Origin of the sequence: Pedobacter sp. JY14-1 (assembly GCF_029269825.1) — a bacterium.
Lineage (GTDB): Bacteria > Bacteroidota > Bacteroidia > Sphingobacteriales > Sphingobacteriaceae > Pedobacter.
This window is the reverse complement of the sequence record NZ_JARJHU010000001.1, coordinates 1130724-1150373: the sequence shown is the minus strand read 5'-3', so window position 1 is coordinate 1150373 and position 19650 is coordinate 1130724. Positions and strand designations below refer to the sequence as shown.

Genomic DNA, 19650 nt, shown 5'->3' with positions numbered 1-19650 from the left:
CTACCAACCAAAGCAGTATTTTTAATAGTTTTTTAATAATTTTGTAGCCTAATAATCGTGAACGACGTGCCTGTAATACTTGCCATAGAATCTTCCTGCGACGAAACTTCGGTTGCCATCTGTAATAACGACAAAATTACGGCCAATGTTATTGCAAACCAAACAATTCATCAAAATTATGGGGGGGTGATCCCCGAGCTGGCTTCCCGCGTGCACCAGCAGAATATCGTGCCCGTGGTGCATCAGGCGCTCAAAGATGCCGGTGTTACCAGGTCTGATCTCAGTGCAGTAGCATTTACCCAGGGGCCCGGACTGCTGGGTTCCCTTCTGGTCGGCGTTTCTTTTGCCAAGTCCTTTGCCCTGGCCCTGAGCTTGCCGCTCATCTCTGTTAATCATATGCAAGCACACATTCTTGCACATTTTATCGATGAGCCCAAGCCTTCATTTCCGTTTTTGTGCCTTACGGTATCGGGAGGCCATACACAGATCGTGCTGGTCAGCAGTCATTTCGATATGGAGATTGTAGGGGAAACTCTTGACGATGCCGCAGGTGAAGCCTTTGACAAGACGGCAAAGATACTTAACCTGCCTTATCCCGGAGGGCCGCTTATTGACAAACATGCCCGGACGGGTAATCCGCTGGCCTATAAATTCGGAGAACCTCAGATCAAAGATCTTGACTACAGCTTTAGTGGCCTTAAGACTTCTATTCTTTATTTCATCAGGGACCAGGAGAAGGCAGATCCTGAATTTACAGTGAGGAATCTGGATGACATTTGTGCCTCCGTGCAATACAGCATCATCAACATCCTGCTTAACAAATTAAAGAAAGCAGCTAAGCAATACGGAATCAAGGAAATTGCCATTGCAGGAGGCGTATCTGCAAACAGTGGCTTAAGGGGTGCATTGCAGGAAACGGCAACTGAATTAGGCTGGAATATTTACATTCCCGCTTTTCAGTATTGCACGGACAACGCGGGAATGATCGCCATCGCGGCACACTATAAATATTTGAAACAGGACTTTGTCGGGCAGGACGTAGCTCCTCTGGCGAGAATGGAATTTTAAAAGATAATGATATGGGAACAATGAGCTGGATATTTTTTGGTTTGATGCTGCTGCCACTATTGCTGTTCGTGGCCTGGTTGCTCCAGAAAGATAAAAAAAGAAGTTATATAGGTATTTTTGTGCTGATTATGATGGCCATCATCGCTATCGTTGCGATTGTGAAGTTTGATGCCAACTTCATGGAAAAGCAAAACGGCGTCATTCAGAAAAGCGGGCCCAGCTATAAATAAAAAAGACAGGCGAAGGCCTGTCTTTTTATGATCGCTTTTACAGCAGGTTATTCCCTGTCTTCGAGCTTTTCACCAGTTACTTCTTCCCTGATCTTGGTTTCGATCTCTTCGGCAAGTTCAGGATTGTCGAGCAGCAGTTGCTTGACGGCATCCCTGCCCTGTCCGAGTTTCGTGTCACCATAGGAGAACCACGATCCTGCCTTCTTGATGATATTGAAATCAACGCCCAGGTCGATGATCTCCCCGGTCTTCGAAATGCCCTCACCGAACATAATGTCAAACTCGGCCAGACGGAAGGGAGGGGCTACTTTATTTTTTACGATCTTCACCTTAACTCTGTTTCCGGATACGTCGTCCGAATCCTTGATTTGCGAGGTCCTGCGGATATCCAGCCTTACCGAAGCATAGAATTTCAGGGCATTTCCGCCTGTAGTCGTTTCCGGATTACCAAACATGACCCCTATCTTTTCCCTTAGCTGGTTGATGAAGATACAGCAGCATCCGGTCTTGGAGATCGTTCCGGTCAGCTTACGCAGCGCCTGCGACATCAGTCTCGCCTGAAGCCCCATTCTTGAATCGCCCATTTCGCCCTCAATCTCTGCCTTGGGTACCAGTGCTGCTACAGAGTCGATCACGATCACGTCGATCGCTCCCGAGCGGATCAGGTTGTCTGCAATTTCCAGGGCCTGTTCTCCGTTGTCCGGCTGTGAGATCAGCAGGTCATCCACATCTACACCCAGTTTCTTTGCATATACTTTATCAAAGGCATGTTCTGCGTCGATGATTGCCGCAAGCCCGCCTTTTTTCTGCGCTTCTGCGATGATGTGCGTAGCCAGTGTTGTTTTACCGGAAGATTCAGGGCCATAGATCTCAATGATCCTGCCTTTGGGTACGCCACCTATCCCCAGTGCAATGTCCAGGCTGATAGATCCGGTAGAGATGGCCTCAATCGGCTCCACGGCGTTGTCTCCCAGTTTCATGACCGTTCCCTTGCCATAGGATTTTTCCAACTTATCCAGCGTAAGTTGCAATGCTTTTAATTTTTCCGCGTTTGCGCTCATTGTAATATAGATAAATGTCTTTTGCTAATTGTGTTAGCAAATATATGTAAATCAAAAGTTAAATTCCAAATAGTGGCCGGTTATTTTTTATCCGTCATGTCAGGTTCACTAATTTTTTTAGCTTGTTTCTCAGTCTTTTGGAAATACTTACAAAAACCTGTAATCTCACAAATTCCGCACTTCGGTGATCTCGCCACGCAGACATACCTTCCGTGCAGGATCAGCCAGTGGTGTGCAATATGGATAATATCTTCGGGCAGGTTTTTTACCAGGTCTTTTTCCACTGCCAGCGGAGTTTTACCTGTAGTCAGGCCGATGCGGTTGGCTACCCTGAACACATGAGTGTCTACCGCCATAGCCGGGGCGTGGTATACTACAGAAGCAATTACATTTGCCGTTTTCCGGCCGACACCCGGCAATTTCTGCAGTTGCGTTACATCTGAAGGCACTTCACCGTTGAAATCCTCTACCAGCATCTTCGCCATACCCACCAGGTGTTTTGACTTATTATTAGGGTAACTCACGCTTCTGATGTAATCAAATACAAGGTCAGGTGTTGCTTCTGCAAGATGCTCCGGTGTCGGAAAACGCTGGAACAGTGCAGGAGTTACCTGGTTAATGCGCTTATCTGTGCATTGCGCCGACAAGATCACTGCCATCAGCAGCTGGAAGGGGTTACTGTAGTGAAGTTCTGTTTCCGCATCCGGCTGTTTCATCGCAAAATGCGCCACGAACCGGTCATACCGTTCTTTTCTGAGCATGGACAAACATAGCCAAATCAGGAAAATAAAAAAAGCTGCCCCCCGGGGGCAGCCTTAGTTTCCTTAAGTTACGAGACTATCTGTCGGCACATTCATTTAGCTTTCGAATACGCAAGTATCCTGCTGATCGTGTCTTCGGAAGGGCTTTTCTTCAAGCCGTCCAGCTGGGCTTTAATGCTTTCATAGAAAGCACGGTCCCTGGTGTCCAGTTCTGTCGCCAGCATTTCCTGCTTTTCTGATTGTTCGTAATCTGATTTGTTAATTGAAGTAGAGGTTTCCATCATAAGCAAGCAGCAATCTGTTAGGTGATTAAGTAACATATAAACGCTGCCACTGCGGGATTTATTATGATACTTCCTTTACTTTCATCATCTTTCTCAGATTGCTCAGGGCATAACGCATCCGGCCCAGTGCCGTATTGATGCTCACTCCCGTCAGATCCGCAATTTCCTTAAAGCTAAGGTCACCGTAATGCCGCATAATAAGTACTTCCTTTTGATCATCCGGTAACTGCTGGATCATGGCTCTCAGGTCTGCGTGAGTCTGTTCTCTGAGCATTCTTTCCTCTGCACTTTCTTCGAAGACCTGCAGCAGGTTCAGTACATCAGTGCCATCGGCACTTGTGATGATCGGCGCACGCTTTTCCTTACGGAAAAAGTCGATCACCAGGTTGTGCGCGATGCGCATTACCCAGGGCAAAAACTTACCCTCCTCATTGTAACGCCCGGAACGCAGCGTATTGATCACTTTAATAAATGTATCCTGAAATATATCTTCCGCCAGATACTGGTCCTTCACCAGCAGATAGATCGATGTGTAAATCTTAGACTTGTGTCTCTTAAGCAACTCCTCCAAAACGGATTCATCACCTGAAAGATACAATTTTATCAAGTCCTGATCGTTATATTGTTGAAACTTCATAGGAGTATCCATAACTAAATTCCCTTGCCTTTTGCTTGCTAAAAATATTTAGTAGAGGTTTGTTTCGATACTTGTTCTCCTATTGGTTTTAGTGATATTGGTTGAATAATATTTAAGTTTCAATTTCAAAAGAAGCATTTTTTATTTACAATCCCAACACAAAAAATGTTAAAAAAACATAAAAGTGGCCTTTGTGTTTTATTTTTGCAGTCCGCTATCCCGCAAAATCGATGAACACCGAACTAGAAAAAGACCCACATCAACATATAATCATAAAAGGTGCCAGAGTTCACAATCTTAAGAACATAGACGTTGCCATACCCAAAAACAAGCTTGTCGTCATCACCGGGATGTCGGGATCAGGCAAATCTTCACTTGCCTTTGATACCTTATACGCGGAAGGACAGCGCCGTTATGTGGAAAGCCTTTCTGCATATGCCCGGCAGTTTCTGGGCCGGATGAACAAGCCGGATGTGGATTATATCAAGGGTATTGCTCCGGCGATCGCCATCGAGCAAAAAGTCATTACTTCTAATCCACGGTCTACTGTGGGGACTTCTACAGAGATCTATGATTATCTTAAGCTGCTGTTCTCCCGGATCGGCAAGACTTATTCACCGGTATCCGGTAATGAGGTAAGGAAAGATACGGTTTCCTCGGTTACCGATTTTATTACCGGACTTGGTGAAGAGGCCACGGTGACGATTTACTGTCCGTTATTTCCGCATAACAACCGTTCGCTGAAAGAAGAACTGGCGGTACTCCTTCAAAAGGGTTTCCTGCGGGTGTTCTATGACCATAAAATACACAAGATTGAAAATATCCTCGAAGACAGTGCCTTTGAAGACTTCGAACTGAAAGATGAGCAGGCCGTGCGCATCCTTATCGACCGTATTGTCGTGAACACCGAAGACGAAACGATCAGTCGCATCGCAGATTCCGTGCAGACGGCCTTCTTTGAAGGCAAGGGAGATTGTTATGTGGAACATGAGGGTAAAACGGAACACTTCTGCGACCGTTTCGAACTCGATGATATCCGTTTTGAAGAGCCGACCCCTAACTTTTTCAGCTTTAATAACCCCTACGGTGCCTGTAAAAGGTGTGAAGGCTATGGTAATGTCATCGGCATTGACCAGGACCTGGTGATCCCCGATAAAAGCAAGAGTGTTTACGACAATGCCATTGCTCCCTGGAGAGGTGAGAAGATGCGTGAATGGCTCAACAAACTCGTCCGCAATGCCGAGAAATTCAATTTTCCGATTCACCGGCCGTATAACGAGCTGAGTGAAAAGGAGCAGCAACTGGTCTGGACCGGTAACCGCTATTTTTCCGGACTCGATGATTTCTTCAAGGAGCTTGAAGAACAGACCTATAAGATCCAATACCGCGTTATGCTGTCACGCTACCGCGGTAAAACCTCCTGTCCGGACTGTAAAGGGTCGAGATTGCGTAAAGATGCTTCTTACGTCAGGATCAATGGCAAATCGATCATCGATGTTGTATTGATGCCACTTTCGGAGATACTTGCATTCTTTGACGGGCTCAAACTTGATGCCGGTGAGGAGAAGATCGCCAGACGCCTGCTTACCGAGATCAGGAACCGGGTACTTTACCTCAACAATGTTGGCCTTGGCTACCTTACCCTGAACCGGTTGTCCAATACGCTTTCCGGCGGCGAGTCACAGCGCATCAACCTGGCCACTTCATTAGGAAGCAGCCTGGTCGGGTCCATTTACGTCCTGGATGAGCCCAGCATCGGGTTGCATCCCCGGGATACTCAAAAACTTATTGAAGTCCTCGTTTCGCTGCGCAATGTAGGCAATACTGTGCTTGTGGTTGAACATGAAGAAGAAATGATGCTTGCCGCAGATCATATTATCGATATTGGCCCTGAAGCGGGTACGCATGGCGGTAACCTCATTTTTAGCGGGAATTTCCAGCAGATCGTTAAGGATAAGCACAGTCTTACCGGCCAGTACCTTTCCGGAGCGCGCCAAATCGCCGTACCAGAGATCCGCCGGAAATGGAAGGATCATATCCTCATCACCGGGGCCAGGGAAAACAACCTGAAGAACATCGACGTCAAATTTCCATTAGGCGTATTTACAGCAGTTACCGGTGTATCCGGTTCCGGTAAAACCAGTCTGGTCAGGAAGATATTATATCCTGCGCTTCAGAAAGCTATAGGCAATTATGCGGGTGAGCAGACAGGTGCGCATAACGGAATCTCTGGCAATTATGAACTGGTCAGTCAGGTTGAAATGGTTGATCAGAATCCCATAGGCCGTTCTTCGCGCTCCAACCCGGTTACCTATGTCAAAGCCTGGGATGATATCCGTAACCTGTTTGCTGCGCTTCCGGCTTCTAAGGCTGCAGGACTGAAACCAGCTGCCTTTTCTTTCAATGTTGAAGGTGGGCGTTGCGATGTCTGTCAGGGCGAAGGTGAAGTGAAGATCGAAATGCAGTTCATGGCCGATATTTACCTGCCCTGTGAGACCTGTGGCGGCCGGCGTTTCAAGCAACAGGTGCTTGATGTGGCTTATAAAGATAAGAACGTTGCCGATATTCTTGATCTTACCATTGACGAAGCGGTTGCCTTCTTTAAAGATGAACCTAAAATACTCCAGAAGCTTCAGCCTCTGGTTAATGTCGGACTTGGATATGTACACCTGGGCCAGTCATCCAATACGCTTTCGGGAGGAGAAGCCCAGCGCATTAAACTGGCCTCTTTCCTCATTAAGGGCAACAACGCCAGTAAAACCTTTTTCATCTTTGATGAGCCGACCACGGGTCTGCATTTTCATGATATTGGTAAGTTGCTCATTGCGCTGAACACGCTGATCGAACAAGGCAATAGCGTCCTGGTCATTGAGCACAACATGGATATGATCAAATCTGCCGACTGGGTTATTGACATCGGGCCCGAAGGAGGCGACAAAGGCGGAAACCTCGTTTTTGAAGGCACTCCGGAAGACCTTGTGCAAGTAGAATCTTCCTATACAGGCAAGTTTTTGAAAGCACATTTAGAATAATCGTATCTTCGCACCATGTTATTATTGACTCTCTTCCTGGGGATCGTGCTGAACATGCTGGGGTATATTCCACCAGGGAACATCAACCTTACCGTGGTCCAGATCACCATTACCCGCGGCATCCGCCAAGCCTTGTATTTTATATTCGCTTTTTCTGCGGTAGAAGTCCTTTTCACCTTTGCCGTAATGCGTTTTGTGCAATGGTTGTCCAGCGAAATCCAGCTTGACAACATCATCGACGTGGTGATGATCCTGATGTTCGGTGTGCTTGGCTTTATCACCTGGCGCTCCAGAAAGGAAATGCCAAAGACAGACTATTCTAACAAAGACAGCATTCGTTATGGTATGCTGTTGGGTGTCCTGAATCCGATGCAGATTCCCTATTGGCTGTTTGTCGGCACTTATCTGATCTCTCATGAATGGATAGACATCGGCTATGTGTCACTGATTGTCTTCAGTATCGGCTCCGGAGTGGGCGCAGGCCTTGCATTATATGGGTTTGCCCGTTTTGCCAAATATATTCAGGAGAAATTTGACCTGAGCAGTTATATCGTTAACAAGAGCATTGCTATCCTGTTCTTCATTCTTTCAGGCTATCATATATGCAAACTGATCTATATCCACTTCATTAAATAGCCCCGCGCATCAGTTCCGGAACTTTCTTTTTATTGCCGACGATCCAGACGACGTCCCCGCTTTCAAATACCATTCCCGAATCAGGGTTCAGGATACGCTGACCACTGCGTTCGATGCCTACGACAAGGCCCTGGGTTGTTTCCCTGATGCCGGATGTCCTTATACTTTGCCCGAATACCGGAGAGCCACTTGTAATCACTACTTTTTGCAACGTCATTTCCTCTCTTGGGAAGCTTGGCTCCTGGCTTTCAGGTATATTTGTTTCAAACAGCGCCTTTACTGCCGCTAACTGGTCATCTGTACCGATCACCATCAGTTTGTCATTTGGATAAAGCCTTTCGTCGCGTCCCGGCGTAGGGATCATTAGTTTCCCTCGTTCAATGAGCGCAATATTTACCCCGTATTTCTCGCGTATGGCGAGATCTACCAGTGTCTTACCAACGAGGTTCGATTCCGGGGCCACGACCAGGTCTGCCAGGTGTGTATCCCAGGGCAAGATGTCAGGCTGCGCGTTCTCCCGTTCGCGGGCGTTCAGGTTCAGCAGGAAACGGCTTTCCAGGCGGTTATAAAAGCTCTGTAGCCTTCGGGAAAATAAAAACATGCCCAGCACCAACAGAAACACGGCAACAGATACCGAGATCCAGGTACTGTAAAACTGATAGATCAGGAAACCTACAAAGAAGAGTGCAAGTGCTATCCTTACCACTTCGAGGGCAATCAATGGCCCTCTTGTATATTTTTTGTTCAGCCACAAATGTGAATAAGCTGTCCTCGCCAGCCTCCTGAGGGCGAGTGCCCAGAGGAAAGGCGTCATGATCACCAGGCTCAGGACCAGGCTCACCGCTGTGCCGTATTTCCCGTTGATCAGATGCTGTGCAATAAAGGGTTGCATGAACTTCGTGCCCAGGAATACAATGGCGATGAGGATGACCGAATGGATAATGGTATTGGACATATAAGCCTTAAGCAATATCTTCCAGTCGCTCAGTGTCGTTATACCCGCCGTGCTTGAACTGTACCGGTTAATGGCCTCTATCCATTTACGTGGTAAGGTACGTTCGAGAAAATGGTAGAATGGCTCAGAGGCTTTGATGAGGTAAGGTGTGGTAAATGTCGTTACCGCAGATACTGCTACCGCAATTGGATAGAGAAAGTCACTGGTCACTTTTAAGGTCAGCCCCAATGTGGCAATGATAAAAGAAAATTCTCCGATCTGCGCCAGGCTCATGCCCGTCTGCACGGAAGTCTTGAGAGGTTGCCCCGATACCAGGGCCCCGAGGCCCGAGCTCAGGAACTTGCCTGCTACCGTAGCCAGGGTGATGATGAAGATCGGTACCGCATATTTCACCAGGATGGCAGGTTCAATCAGCATCCCTACGGAGACAAAAAAGATAGCGGCAAATAAGTCCTTTACTGATTTGGTCAGGTGCTCTATCCGTTCCGCCTGTGTCGTTTCTGCCAGGATGGAACCCATGATAAACGCGCCCAAAGCAGGGGAGAAACCTACTTTCACTGCCAGGAGTACCATGACCAGGCAGAGCGCAATGGATACGACCAGCATGGTCTCATCGTTCATGAGCTTGCGCGTGGCCTTCAGGAAGCTGGGTACCAGGAAAATACCGCCGATGAACCACAATACCAGGAAAAAGCCCAGCTTTAAAATGGATTCCAGCATTTCCGGTCCTGCGAATTGCTGGCTTACTGCCAGGGTTGAGAGCAGGACCAGCAATAAAATGGCAACCAGGTCTTCTACAATCAGTACGCCAAATACCAGTCCGGCAAATTTCTTATGTTTTACGCCCAGTTCCTCAAAAGCCCTGATGATGATCGTAGTGGAAGACACGGACAGGATGCCACCCAGGAAAATGCTGTCCATCGTTGCCCAGCCCATCAGCTTTCCTGCTGCAAAGCCGGTCAGCAGCATAAACACTACTTCTACAATTGCGGTAATTCCTGCGGAACCTCCAACCTTTACCAGTTTCTTAAAACTGAATTCCAGTCCGAGGCTGAACAGCAGAAAGATGACACCGATTTCTGCCCAGATATGGATACTTTCATTGTCGGTTACCGTTGGAATGAACTTTACATGAGGTCCGACCAGAAGACCGGCCAGAATATAACCCAGTACCAGTGGTTGCCGGATACGTTTGAAAAGTAATGTGGTTATACCAGCGGCAGCCAGTATCAGTCCTAAATCTGTGATGAGTACCGGTAAATGGATCATAGGCAAAAAACGGGTTTTTGCCGTAAGATAAAAAAAAAATGCCCTTTCTGCCTGCTAAAAGGCGCCTTTCCTCCCGTTATGACATTTTATTGAAGTAAGCAAGTGTCGCTTCCTTATCTTTGCCCAGCTGTTCCATTAAAGCTTCAAGGCCTGTGAACTTCACATCGTGCCGCAGAAACGCCATAAAATTCATCTTTACTTCCTGGCCATAGATTTCCCGGTTAAAATCAAAGATGTTCACCTCTATGTTACGGGTCATACCGTTGATTGTAGGGCGTTGCCCGATATAAGCCATGCCTCGGAATGTTTCATCGCCCATTTCAATCGTTACTGCATAAATACCGTCTGAAGGGATCAGCTTATAGGTTTCCTCTATGAAAATATTGGCGGTAGGGTAGCCGATCGTCCTGCCGATCTTGTCGCCCTTGACCACCGGCCCCCGGAGCGAAAAGTAATATCCGAGGTATTTTGCAGCCAGGGCTACCTCGCCATTCATCAGCGCTTTTCTGATCTTGGTCGAGCTTACGGCGACATCATTGATGTCCTGCTCCGGTATTTCCTCCAGTGTAAAGTGGTATTGCCTGGAAAAGGCTTCCAGTTGCGGCATGCCGCCTTGCCGGTTTTTTCCGAAGCGATGGTCATAACCTACGATCAGGTGCTTTACACCGATGGTACCTACCAAAATATCCCGTACGTATTCGTCGGGAGGCATATTGGAAAAATCACGGGTAAATGGGGTAATGATCAGATGATCTACACCCAGCTGCTCCAGAATTTCCGCCTTTTCCCTTACGGTATTGATCATTTTCAGATCCTGGTTCTCCGGATCAATGATCAGCCTGGGGTGGGGGAAGAACGTCAGGATCACGCTTTCACCGCCCGTAGCTTTTGCCGTTTCACACAAACGTTTGATGATCTTCTGATGTCCGTGATGTACCCCGTCAAAGGTGCCTATGGTGACCACTGCCTTGTTCAGCTTCCTGAACTCAGAAAAATGATGATAGATTTTCATAATTTAATGTAAAGACTGGCGCTTCACAACACCTCCCTTAATGTCAGCAATCTGTTGCTGGATTACAAAGGCATCCGGGTCAATCTTCCGTATTGCCGTCTGCAGTTTGCTCATTTCCAGCTTGGTTACTACCGTATATAAAATATCAATGTCTTTTTGCTCCCCATAGCCGCCTTCGCCCTTATAAATGGTTACCCCACGCTTCATCTGGTTAATGATGAACTTCCGGATCTGGGTGTTCTTTACGGAGATCACCGTTACCCCGGTATACTGCTCGATACCGTTTACGATGTAATCGACCGTGTTTGATGCCGAAAGATAGGTTAATATGGCATAGAGCGCAGTTTCTATATTGATCATCAATGCCGCAAAGGAAAAGATTACAATGTTCAGCATGAGGATGATATTGCCTACCGTCAGGGTACTTTGCTTACTGATGTACAGCGCCAATACCTCAGTGCCGTCGATGACACAGCCACCCCGCATGGCCAGGCCGATGCCCCCGCCCAGGAAAAGCCCGCCAAAAAAAGCGATTAGGAGTTTATCGTGCGTAATCGGCTGAAAGGGTGCAAAAATGAGCAGTAGGGCCAGTAGTGAGATGGCTGCAGCGGTCTTAAAGGCGAAGACTTTTCCGATCTGTTTATAGCCCAGTATGACAAAGGGAATATTGATCACAACGATCAGATAGGAGAGTTTCAGGCCGGTCAGCGTACTCACCAGCAGAGAAATACCCGTTACACCACCATCAATAAAGCCGCTGGGCAGCAAAAAGCTCTTCAGGCCGAAGCATGCCGATACAATGCCACAGACCACTAGAAAGATATTTTTTACAAAATTGAGTTTTTTGGAACGGTACTCCCCTCGCATAGGTTATTCCTTTTTGTTTCTAAGATAATGAACCAGGTCCATTACCTCAAATGCATTTTCCAGTAAAAAGCCACCACTGCGTGTACGGGTAAGTTTGGAAAGATAAGCCCCGTTATGCAGGGACTTCCCGAAATCTGATACCAGTGAACGGATGTAGGTACCCTTGCTGCAAACTACCCGAAAGTCGACTTCCGGCAATGCTATCCTGGTAATTTCGAATTCGCTGATCGTCACGTTACGCAGCCTCAGTTCCGGTGCTTCGCCACGGCGGGCTTTCTCATACAAGCGCTCCCCGTTCACCTTCACTGCCGAATGCGCAGGCGGATATTGCTGAATGTCGCCGATAAAAGAATGAACAGCAGTCCTGACTGCTTCTTCAGTCAAGCCATTTAAAGGAAATACCTGTTCCACTTCAGTCTCCATGTCATAGGATGGAGTAGTTGCGCCCAGTACCATTGTACCGGTATATTCCTTTTCTTCGGCCTGGAATGTATCGATCTGTTTGGTAAGTTTACCCGTACACACGATTAGTAATCCACTTGCCAGCGGATCAAGTGTGCCGGCATGGCCAACTTTCAGTTTTAGCGGTTTTAGTGAATTACGGATTTTGCTGACCACGTCGAAACTCGTCCAGCGATAAGGTTTATTGATAAGCAGGAGTTCTCCTTCTGCAAAATTAAATTCAGGAAATGCTGTAGGTTCGCTATTGATTTCAGTCATTAGAGCACGTTCATTTCGACGCCGGAAAAATACAGGGCAAGGATCACCACCCCGACAATGATCCGATACCAGCCGAAAATGCGAAAACCATGTTTAGACAGAAAGCCGATAAACGACCGGATGGCAATGATCGCTACAATAAAGGCGATCAGGTTGCCAAACAGCAGTAATTTCACATTTTCCGTATTCAGCAGGTGATAGCCCTTTAATAATTTATATCCTGTGGCCGCGCACATCGTCGGTACCGCCAGAAAGAAGGAGAACTCGGCTGCGGCATGTCTGCTGAGCTTTTGCTGCATACCCCCTATGATCGTGGCCGCGCTGCGGCTCAGTCCGGGGAAGACAATAGCAAGTACCTGGAAACAACCGATCTTGAAGGCGGTCAGGTTAGTTACCTCTGCCTCATGGTGTATCTCAGGGGTCTTAAACAGCTTGTCGATCACCAGCAGGACCAGGCCGCCAAACAGCAATACTACGGCGATAAAGATCGGGTTGCCCAGTTTTTCGTCAATAAAGTCGTTCAGCAGCTTGCCAAATACCAGGGCAGGGATTACGGCTATGATCAGCTTCACATAAAACTGCCACTTGCTGAAGTCAAAGAACTTCTTCCAGTACAGCACAACAACCGCCAGGATGGCCCCGAGCTGTATGGCCACCTCAAATAGTTTAACAAATTCGTCTTTGCCAATACCCATAAAAGAACTGGCCAGCACCATGTGTCCTGTAGAAGAAACCGGTAAAAACTCGGTAATACCCTCGATAATTGCAAGTATCAGGGCCTGTATATAATTCATAACTGATCGTTTACTTTTTCAGGATTGCGTAAATACCAAATCCAAAGCCCGCAAGCACCACCAGCGGAGCCAGCAAGGTTTTCCTGAAGTCATAAATGTCGGTGGTGCCGATCATCAGTGCAAAGCCGATGGCTACGATAGCAATACTGATGAGGAGCAATTGGTAGTTCTTCCTGGTGAAGACCAGTTCAGATTTGTTTTCCCGGCTCAGCGGGCTTGCTTTTTTTTCTATCATGATATTGAATTGAGGTCTCTTGATTATCGATAAAGATCATAAATCTTCAAACGCAAATATTTGCCTACGGCTACAGAGGTACTGATGGCCGTGATAAAAATACCCACACCTACCAGGCTCAGCAATACGATGCCGAATTCAGTATAGTTTCTCAGGATTACAATCTCAGGAATTTCCCGCTGGGCATAATACAGCAGACCAAGTAAGATCAATATGGCAATGAATGCGGCAATAAGCCCGTGTAGAGCGGCCAGCAGTACAAAAGGTCTGCGGATAAAGGCCTTTGTTGCACCTACAAGTTGCATACTTTTAATGAGGAAACGTTGCGAATAGATAGCAAGGCGGATCGTGTTGTTGATCAGCGCTACCGAAATGACCAGTAAAATACCTGCAAATCCGAGGATAATGAGCCCGATGGTATTGATATTCTTGTTTACCATATCGATCAGTGAGCTCTGATAGATCACTTCCTTCACTACCGGGTTTTGGGCAATGCCTGCTTTAAGTGCATCAATACTTTTATTGTTGGCATAATCGGCTTTGAGATAAACGTCAACAGTAGACAGAAGCGGGTTATAACCCAGGAAGTTTACGAAATCTTCACCCAGGTCGTTGGTCAGGTTTCGTGCAGCCATTTCCTTGTTTACATATTGGGTACTTTTGACAGCAGGGTTGGCATTAAGTGTTTTCTGGAACTGCAGCACATCGGCTTCCTTGGCGCCTTCATCTACAATGATATTCAGTACGATGTTTTCCTTTACATAGTTGGACAGGTTTTTCGCATGAACCAGAATGAGCCCGAGCATTCCCAACATCAGCAACACCAGTGCAATGCTGAAAATTGTGGAAATATAAATGGTCTTAGTTTTTCTGGAAGCGTCGCTTACTTCAAATTCTTCCATGTAGTTGTCTTTATGTTTCTGCGAAAATATAAATATAATGTGGAATAACGTAAATAATGCCGCTGCGGTATGCGTTAATATTTGTTAAAACTTCTGCTTGTTGGTTATGCCTGATTTTACTGACCTTTTCGGCCTTATGTTATTTATAGGTTTATATAGAAAACCAGACGACCAGGCGGAGGTATGGTTTAAGAAAGGTAAGAAAAATGTTTTCAGGATTAAAACGTTTAACGGCAGGAATCAGCTGTGCAGGGAACTGAACCGCTACCGCAAAGATCTCCTTGCACGAACAGCAAAGTCTTATTTAGGGATAGAGTTGTACAATACCACAGGAAGACGGTTCGCGATCGATCTTGAAATTCCGGAAGACTTTCCCGGCGTGGTTGTTTTAAGTGTATCTGAACTGGAAGACGGGGAGCCTTGCCGGCGGTTTTACTGGAGAGGTAGTCCGGTAGCACTTGCAGATGCGTTAATGGTGTTCAGCGGTGCCGGAGGGGCTTAAATTAGGCCTCAATACAATACTAAAATCTTGTTTTTTTCGTTCATTACGGTAATCAATCCTATGTTTAACAGGGGGAGGGTATATTTTTGTGCCTTTCTCAAAAAAAAACTCAATGAAAAAATTAGTACTTGCTGTTGCAGTTGTTGCCCTGCTTTTTGCCGGGTGTAAAAAAGATTCTGCGGATAAATTCAAAACCGACCTTGCCGGGAGGTGGGAGATTTCAAAAATAGAACCCGTTTCTTCGTTACCATTGGTTGTTTCTGGTGACTATTATGATTTCAAAAGCGGGGAAGATGATATTGTGGAGATCCGGAGAGGCGGGAATACGCAGTCCGGTACCTATTCTCCGATAGTGGGTAATGAGATCAACATCACTATCGGCGCCAAACTCTATAACTGCAAGGTGTCAGTTTTGGATGGTAACAGGCTGGAATTTACGTCTTCGGGTGACGGAAAGACAGAGACGGTGTACCTTAAGAGGTAATTGTTATCTTTACGGCTTCAGGGTCTTGCCGGTATTCCGGTCTCCCGTTCAAGCTGTAGAATATTGGTGAATACTCGTTTTCCTAAATTATTTTTAGCAGCGGGCAAATGGCTTTTGCTGTCGGCACTGGTTGGTGCGATGGCGGGCAGTTTGTCTGCGCTGTTTTTGTGGATGCTGGAGCAAGTCACTGCTATCCGGACTGAGTATGGCTGGCTGGTCTGGCTATTGCCGGTTGCCGGTTTTTGGGTTGGGCTGGCTTATCACTATCTGGGCAAGGATGTAGCCAGGGGAAATCATCTTGTATTTGACACCATTCATAATCCCAGGGACCTGATCCGGTTCCGGATGGCGCCGATGGTGTTGATGGGAACCGTAATCACGCATTTGTTTGGCGGCTCAGCGGGCCGGGAAGGGACGGCATTGCAGATGTCTGCCGCCGCCGCTGACCAGCTACACCGGCCTTTTCGTTTAAGCGGTACGGAAAGATCGGTATTACTGATCGCAGGACTGAGCGCCGGTTTTGCTTCCGTCTTCGGAACCCCGCTGGCAGGTTTTGTTTTCGGCCTGGAAGTTCTGCTGCTGGGACGAGTGCCTTATGGAGCCGTGATCCCGGCCCTGGCCGCAGCTTTTACCGGAACCTGGGTTACGGAACTATGGGGCATCGGACATACACATTATGAAATAGGTGTAGTTCCGGGCATTACGTTAATGGGATTGATATATAGCCTGCTTGCGGGAGTCGCTTTTGCAATTGCGGCAATATTGTTTGTACGGCTGACCGAACTTTTTGTGCGTTGGTTTGCAAAGATTACTTTTCCTCCGCTGCGGCCCTTTGCCGGTGGTATCGTGGTGTTGCTGCTGGTAACGGTATTGGGGACTAACCGTTATTTAGGATTAGGTGTGCCGGTGATCGTGGAGTCTTTTTCACATGCGCTTGACGGCCAGGAATTTGCTTTGAAGCTGCTCTTTACCGCAGTAACCCTTGGAGCCGGGTTTAAGGGTGGCGAGGTAACGCCCCTGTTTTTCATCGGTGCTGCGCTGGGCAGCTCACTTTCTCTTATACTGCCGCTACCTGTGGGTCTGATGGCGGGGATGGGGTTTGTTGCGGTATTTGCTGGCGCAGCCAAAACACCAGTTGCCTGTTGCCTGATGGCCCTAGAGTTGTTTGGGTTGTCCTGCGCGGTATACGTAATTGTTGCCTGCTTTACAGCTTACATGGTGTCTGGAAGGTACAGCATCTATAATGCGCCGGAGAATAAGTTTCCAAAACATTTCTTGTTATAATTCCTTAATTTCGTGCGCTTAATCAAAAAACGACAGTTGGTGCAAGGCACCAGTTAAAATACCATTACATGGATTACCAATTTAAAGAAATAGAACAAAAGTGGCAGCGGCACTGGGCGGAAAACCAGACCTTTAAGGCAAGTGAGGACAAAAATAAGCCAAAATATTATGTGCTCGATATGTTTCCCTATCCTTCAGGAGCAGGGCTTCACGTGGGACACCCGCTTGGCTATATCGCTTCTGATGTTTTTTCTAGATACAAGCGACTGAAAGGCTTCAATGTACTGCACCCCATGGGATACGACTCTTTCGGCCTGCCGGCGGAGCAGTATGCAATACAGACCGGGCAACATCCGGCACTGACCACAGAAACCAATATCAATACCTACCGCGGGCAGCTGGACAAGATCGGTTTTTCCTTTGACTGGAGCCGAGAGGTCCGCACCAGTGATCCCGGATATTATAAATGGACGCAATGGATTTTTATGCAGCTGTTCAATTCCTGGTATAACCTGGAAACGGACAGGGCGGAAGACATCACTACGCTGATCGAAAAATTCAATGCGGCGGGCAGCGCCGATGTAAAGGCGGTATGCGATGAAGACGTACGCAACTTCCTGCCTGGTGACTGGGCGGCGATGAGCGACGAAGAGAAACAGGAAGAGCTGCTGAAATACAGGCTGACCTATTTAAGGGAGAGCACAGTGAACTGGTGCCCTGCACTGGGGACAGTACTGGCCAATGATGAAGTAAAGGACGGCTATTCGGAGCGTGGCGGCCACCCGGTAGAACAGAAGAAAATGATGCAGTGGAGCATGCGGATCACCGCTTATGCGGAGCGCCTGCTTCAGGGACTGGACACCATTGACTGGCCGGAGCCGGTAAAGGAAATGCAGCGTAACTGGATCGGCAAGAGTGTAGGGGCCAGTGTGCGGTTTAAGATAGAAGGCGCAGATCTAAAGGCTAAAGACAACACACTTCCCGTCGATGAAATTGAGGTGTTCACGACCCGGGTAGATACCATATTCGGTGTTTCTTACCTGGTGTTGGCACCTGAACATGAACTGGTACCGCTACTGACCACTGAAGAACAGCGTGAGGCCGTAGCGCAGTATGTAGCACAGACCAAACGTAAATCAGAGCTGGACCGTATGGCGGATACGAAAACCGTGTCGGGTGCGTTTACGGGTACCTATGTGGTCAACCCGGTAAACGGTGAACGTGTACAGTTGTGGATTGCAGACTATGTACTGGCCGGTTATGGTACAGGTGCGGTAATGGGTGTGCCGAGCGGTGACCAGCGCGACTGGTTGTTTGCCCGTCATTTTGGCCTGCCGGTAACGCAGATCCTGGATGCCCAGCAAAACATTGATGAACAGGCTGATGCGACTAAGGAGGGTACTTATGTCAACTCTGGTTTTATTAATGGTATGGGCTATGCGGAGGCTGTGGCTACGCTGAACGGCTGGCTGGAGGAAAATGGTGCCGGCAAGGCAAAAGTAAACTACCGGATGCGGGATGCGGTATTCGGGCGCCAGCGTTACTGGGGTGAGCCGATCCCGGTATATTTTAAGAACGGGCTTCCTTACCTGATACAGGAAGAGGAACTGCCACTGCTGCTCCCGGAGATTGACAAATACTTACCCACGGAGACTGGTGAGCCGCCGCTTGGCAGGGCTGAGGGTTGGAACTATGATGATGAATATGCCTATGAACTCAGTACCATGCCGGGTTGGGCGGGATCAAGCTGGTACTGGTACCGCTACATGGATGCACACAATAAACATGAATTTGCGTCAAAGGAAGCTGTAGCTTACTGGAAGGATGTCGACTTGTATATCGGTGGTGCAGAGCATGCGACCGGTCACCTGTTATACAGCCGCTTCTGGAATAAGTTTCTGAAAGATTTGGGTTATGTACAAGAAGAGGAACCGTTCAAAAAACTGATCAACCAGGGCATGATCCAGGGCAGGAGCAATTTTGTTTACCGTGTTATTGATGCGGATGGCCGTGGAACCAATAAACTGGTTTCCCATGGTCTAAAAAAAGACTATAGAGTGTCTGCATTGCATGTCGATGTGAATATTGTGGATAATGAGGTGCTGAACATTGAGCAGTTTAAGCGGTTCCGTCCCGAGTTTGCTGATGCAGAATTTGTACTGGAGAATGGGAAATATATCTGCGGGGTCGAGGTCGAGAAGATGTCTAAATCGAAGTTCAATGTCGTGAACCCGGATGTGCTGATTGATAATTACGGCGCGGATACACTTAGGATGTATGAAATGTTCCTGGGGCCACTGGAGCAGAGCAAGCCCTGGAACACCAATGGTATAGAGGGTGTATTTAAGTTTCTGCGCAAGTTCTGGAAGTTGTTCCACAACGAGCAACTGGCCTTTCATGTGGAGGACTCAATACCTTCAAAAGCGGAACTGAAGGCGTTGCATAAGATCATTAAAAAAGTACAGGATGACATTGAACGCTTTTCTTTCAATACATCCGTATCAAGTTTTATGATCGCTGTCAATGAACTGACAGACCTGAAGTGTAAAAACCGTCAGGTGCTGGAAGATCTGGTTATTGTACTGTCTTCCTATGCCCCACACATTTGTGAAGAACTATGGTCGCTGCTGGGCCATGAGGCAGGCAGTTTATCTTATGCCAGCTACCCGGTATTCCATCCTGAATACCTGGTAGAGGATGAGTTCAGTTACCCGGTCTCGGTGAATGGCAAGACCAGGATGAACCTGAATCTGAGCCTTGCACTGGAAAATGATGAGGTCGAGCGGCAGGTGCTGGCGAATGAAGATGTGCAGCGCTATCTGGATGGCAAAACGCCTAAAAAGGTGATCGTCGTGAAAGGTCGTATCGTAAATGTAGTGGTCTGAAAAAAGTTTCAATTAAATTTTGATAATTAAGA

Annotated in this window: 19 protein-coding genes; 8 read left to right on the top strand and 11 right to left on the bottom strand. The window is 47.4% G+C overall.

Translation table 11 applies throughout. The features are described 5' to 3' along the window. Nucleotides 1-66: 66 nt before the first annotated feature. Both tsaD and P2W84_RS05055 read left to right on the top strand, forming a co-directional pair. Entirely contained in the window at nt 67-1068 is a 1002-nt protein-coding gene (tsaD, locus tag P2W84_RS05060; protein ID WP_276089019.1) for a tRNA (adenosine(37)-N6)-threonylcarbamoyltransferase complex transferase subunit TsaD, read from the top strand. Between the two features lie 11 nt (nt 1069-1079). Further along, nucleotides 1080-1298, top strand: a complete 219-nt coding sequence (locus tag P2W84_RS05055; protein ID WP_276089018.1) for a hypothetical protein — start codon at nt 1080-1082, stop codon at nt 1296-1298. 47 nt (nt 1299-1345) lie between these two features. Here P2W84_RS05055 and recA read toward each other — a convergent pair whose 3' ends face one another. The 4 genes from recA to P2W84_RS05035 form a co-directional block, all read right to left on the bottom strand. Then, on the bottom strand, nt 1346-2359 hold the full coding sequence (gene recA / locus P2W84_RS05050) for a recombinase RecA (RefSeq protein ID WP_276089017.1): 1014 nt from the start codon (nt 2357-2359) through the stop codon (nt 1346-1348). An 80-nt stretch (nt 2360-2439) separates the two neighbouring features. Then, nucleotides 2440-3120, bottom strand: coding sequence for an endonuclease III (nth, locus tag P2W84_RS05045; RefSeq protein WP_276089016.1), 681 nt, complete (start codon nt 3118-3120; stop codon nt 2440-2442). Between the two features lie 92 nt (nt 3121-3212). Beyond that, nucleotides 3213-3404 carry a hypothetical protein gene (locus tag P2W84_RS05040; protein WP_276089015.1) on the bottom strand — a complete coding sequence of 64 codons (192 nt, stop codon included), beginning with the start codon at nt 3402-3404 and terminating at the stop codon, nt 3213-3215. Nucleotides 3405-3465: 61 nt separating this feature from the next. Then, a complete protein-coding gene (locus P2W84_RS05035; protein WP_276089014.1) occupies nt 3466-4041 on the bottom strand; it encodes a sigma-70 family RNA polymerase sigma factor in 576 nt (191 codons plus the stop codon). A gap of 230 nt (nt 4042-4271) precedes the next feature. On the opposite strand from P2W84_RS05035, the gene uvrA reads away from it, so the two are divergent. Further along, nucleotides 4272-7073 (top strand): excinuclease ABC subunit UvrA, encoded by a 2802-nt coding sequence (uvrA, locus tag P2W84_RS05030; RefSeq protein ID WP_276089013.1) that lies wholly within the window; start codon nt 4272-4274, stop codon nt 7071-7073. A 15-nt stretch (nt 7074-7088) separates the two neighbouring features. Further along, entirely contained in the window at nt 7089-7709 is a 621-nt protein-coding gene (locus P2W84_RS05025; protein WP_276089012.1) for a LysE family transporter, read from the top strand. On the opposite strand, the gene P2W84_RS05020 is transcribed toward P2W84_RS05025, so the two are convergent. From P2W84_RS05020 to P2W84_RS04990, 7 genes are all read right to left on the bottom strand, one after another. Then, nucleotides 7702-9933: a cation:proton antiporter gene (locus tag P2W84_RS05020; protein ID WP_276089011.1), complete on the bottom strand. Its 2232-nt coding sequence runs from the start codon at nt 9931-9933 to the stop codon at nt 7702-7704. The two genes, P2W84_RS05025 and P2W84_RS05020, sit on opposite strands and share 8 nt — an antisense overlap. Before the next feature lie 76 nt (nt 9934-10009). Then, on the bottom strand, nt 10010-10945 hold the full coding sequence (locus P2W84_RS05015) for a bifunctional riboflavin kinase/FAD synthetase (RefSeq protein ID WP_276089010.1): 936 nt from the start codon (nt 10943-10945) through the stop codon (nt 10010-10012). A 3-nt stretch (nt 10946-10948) separates the two neighbouring features. Further along, nucleotides 10949-11812 carry a YitT family protein gene (locus tag P2W84_RS05010; protein ID WP_276089009.1) on the bottom strand — a complete coding sequence of 288 codons (864 nt, stop codon included), beginning with the start codon at nt 11810-11812 and terminating at the stop codon, nt 10949-10951. 3 nt (nt 11813-11815) lie between these two features. Continuing rightward, complete coding sequence (truB, locus tag P2W84_RS05005) at nt 11816-12532, bottom strand: tRNA pseudouridine(55) synthase TruB (RefSeq protein WP_276089008.1); 717 nt, start codon at nt 12530-12532, stop codon at nt 11816-11818. Continuing rightward, nucleotides 12532-13326, bottom strand: a complete 795-nt coding sequence (locus P2W84_RS05000; RefSeq protein ID WP_276089007.1) for an undecaprenyl-diphosphate phosphatase — start codon at nt 13324-13326, stop codon at nt 12532-12534. Before P2W84_RS05000 ends, truB begins: the two co-directional genes overlap by 1 nt. 10 nt (nt 13327-13336) lie before the next feature. Further along, nucleotides 13337-13561, bottom strand: coding sequence for a DUF3098 domain-containing protein (locus P2W84_RS04995; RefSeq protein ID WP_276089006.1), 225 nt, complete (start codon nt 13559-13561; stop codon nt 13337-13339). A 23-nt stretch (nt 13562-13584) separates the two neighbouring features. Continuing rightward, nucleotides 13585-14463: a permease-like cell division protein FtsX gene (locus P2W84_RS04990; protein ID WP_276089005.1), complete on the bottom strand. Its 879-nt coding sequence runs from the start codon at nt 14461-14463 to the stop codon at nt 13585-13587. Between the two features lie 106 nt (nt 14464-14569). On the opposite strand from P2W84_RS04990, the gene P2W84_RS04985 reads away from it, so the two are divergent. The 4 genes from P2W84_RS04985 (at nt 14570) to leuS (ending at nt 19618) form a co-directional block, all read left to right on the top strand. Then, nucleotides 14570-14965 carry a hypothetical protein gene (locus P2W84_RS04985; protein WP_276089004.1) on the top strand — a complete coding sequence of 132 codons (396 nt, stop codon included), beginning with the start codon at nt 14570-14572 and terminating at the stop codon, nt 14963-14965. Nucleotides 14966-15077: 112 nt separating this feature from the next. Next, entirely contained in the window at nt 15078-15449 is a 372-nt protein-coding gene (locus P2W84_RS04980; protein ID WP_276089003.1) for a hypothetical protein, read from the top strand. A gap of 66 nt (nt 15450-15515) precedes the next feature. Next, entirely contained in the window at nt 15516-16733 is a 1218-nt protein-coding gene (locus P2W84_RS04975; RefSeq protein ID WP_276089002.1) for a chloride channel protein, read from the top strand. A 68-nt stretch (nt 16734-16801) separates the two neighbouring features. Further along, on the top strand, nt 16802-19618 hold the full coding sequence (leuS, locus tag P2W84_RS04970; protein WP_276089001.1) for a leucine--tRNA ligase: 2817 nt from the start codon (nt 16802-16804) through the stop codon (nt 19616-19618). Nucleotides 19619-19650 lie beyond the last annotated feature (32 nt).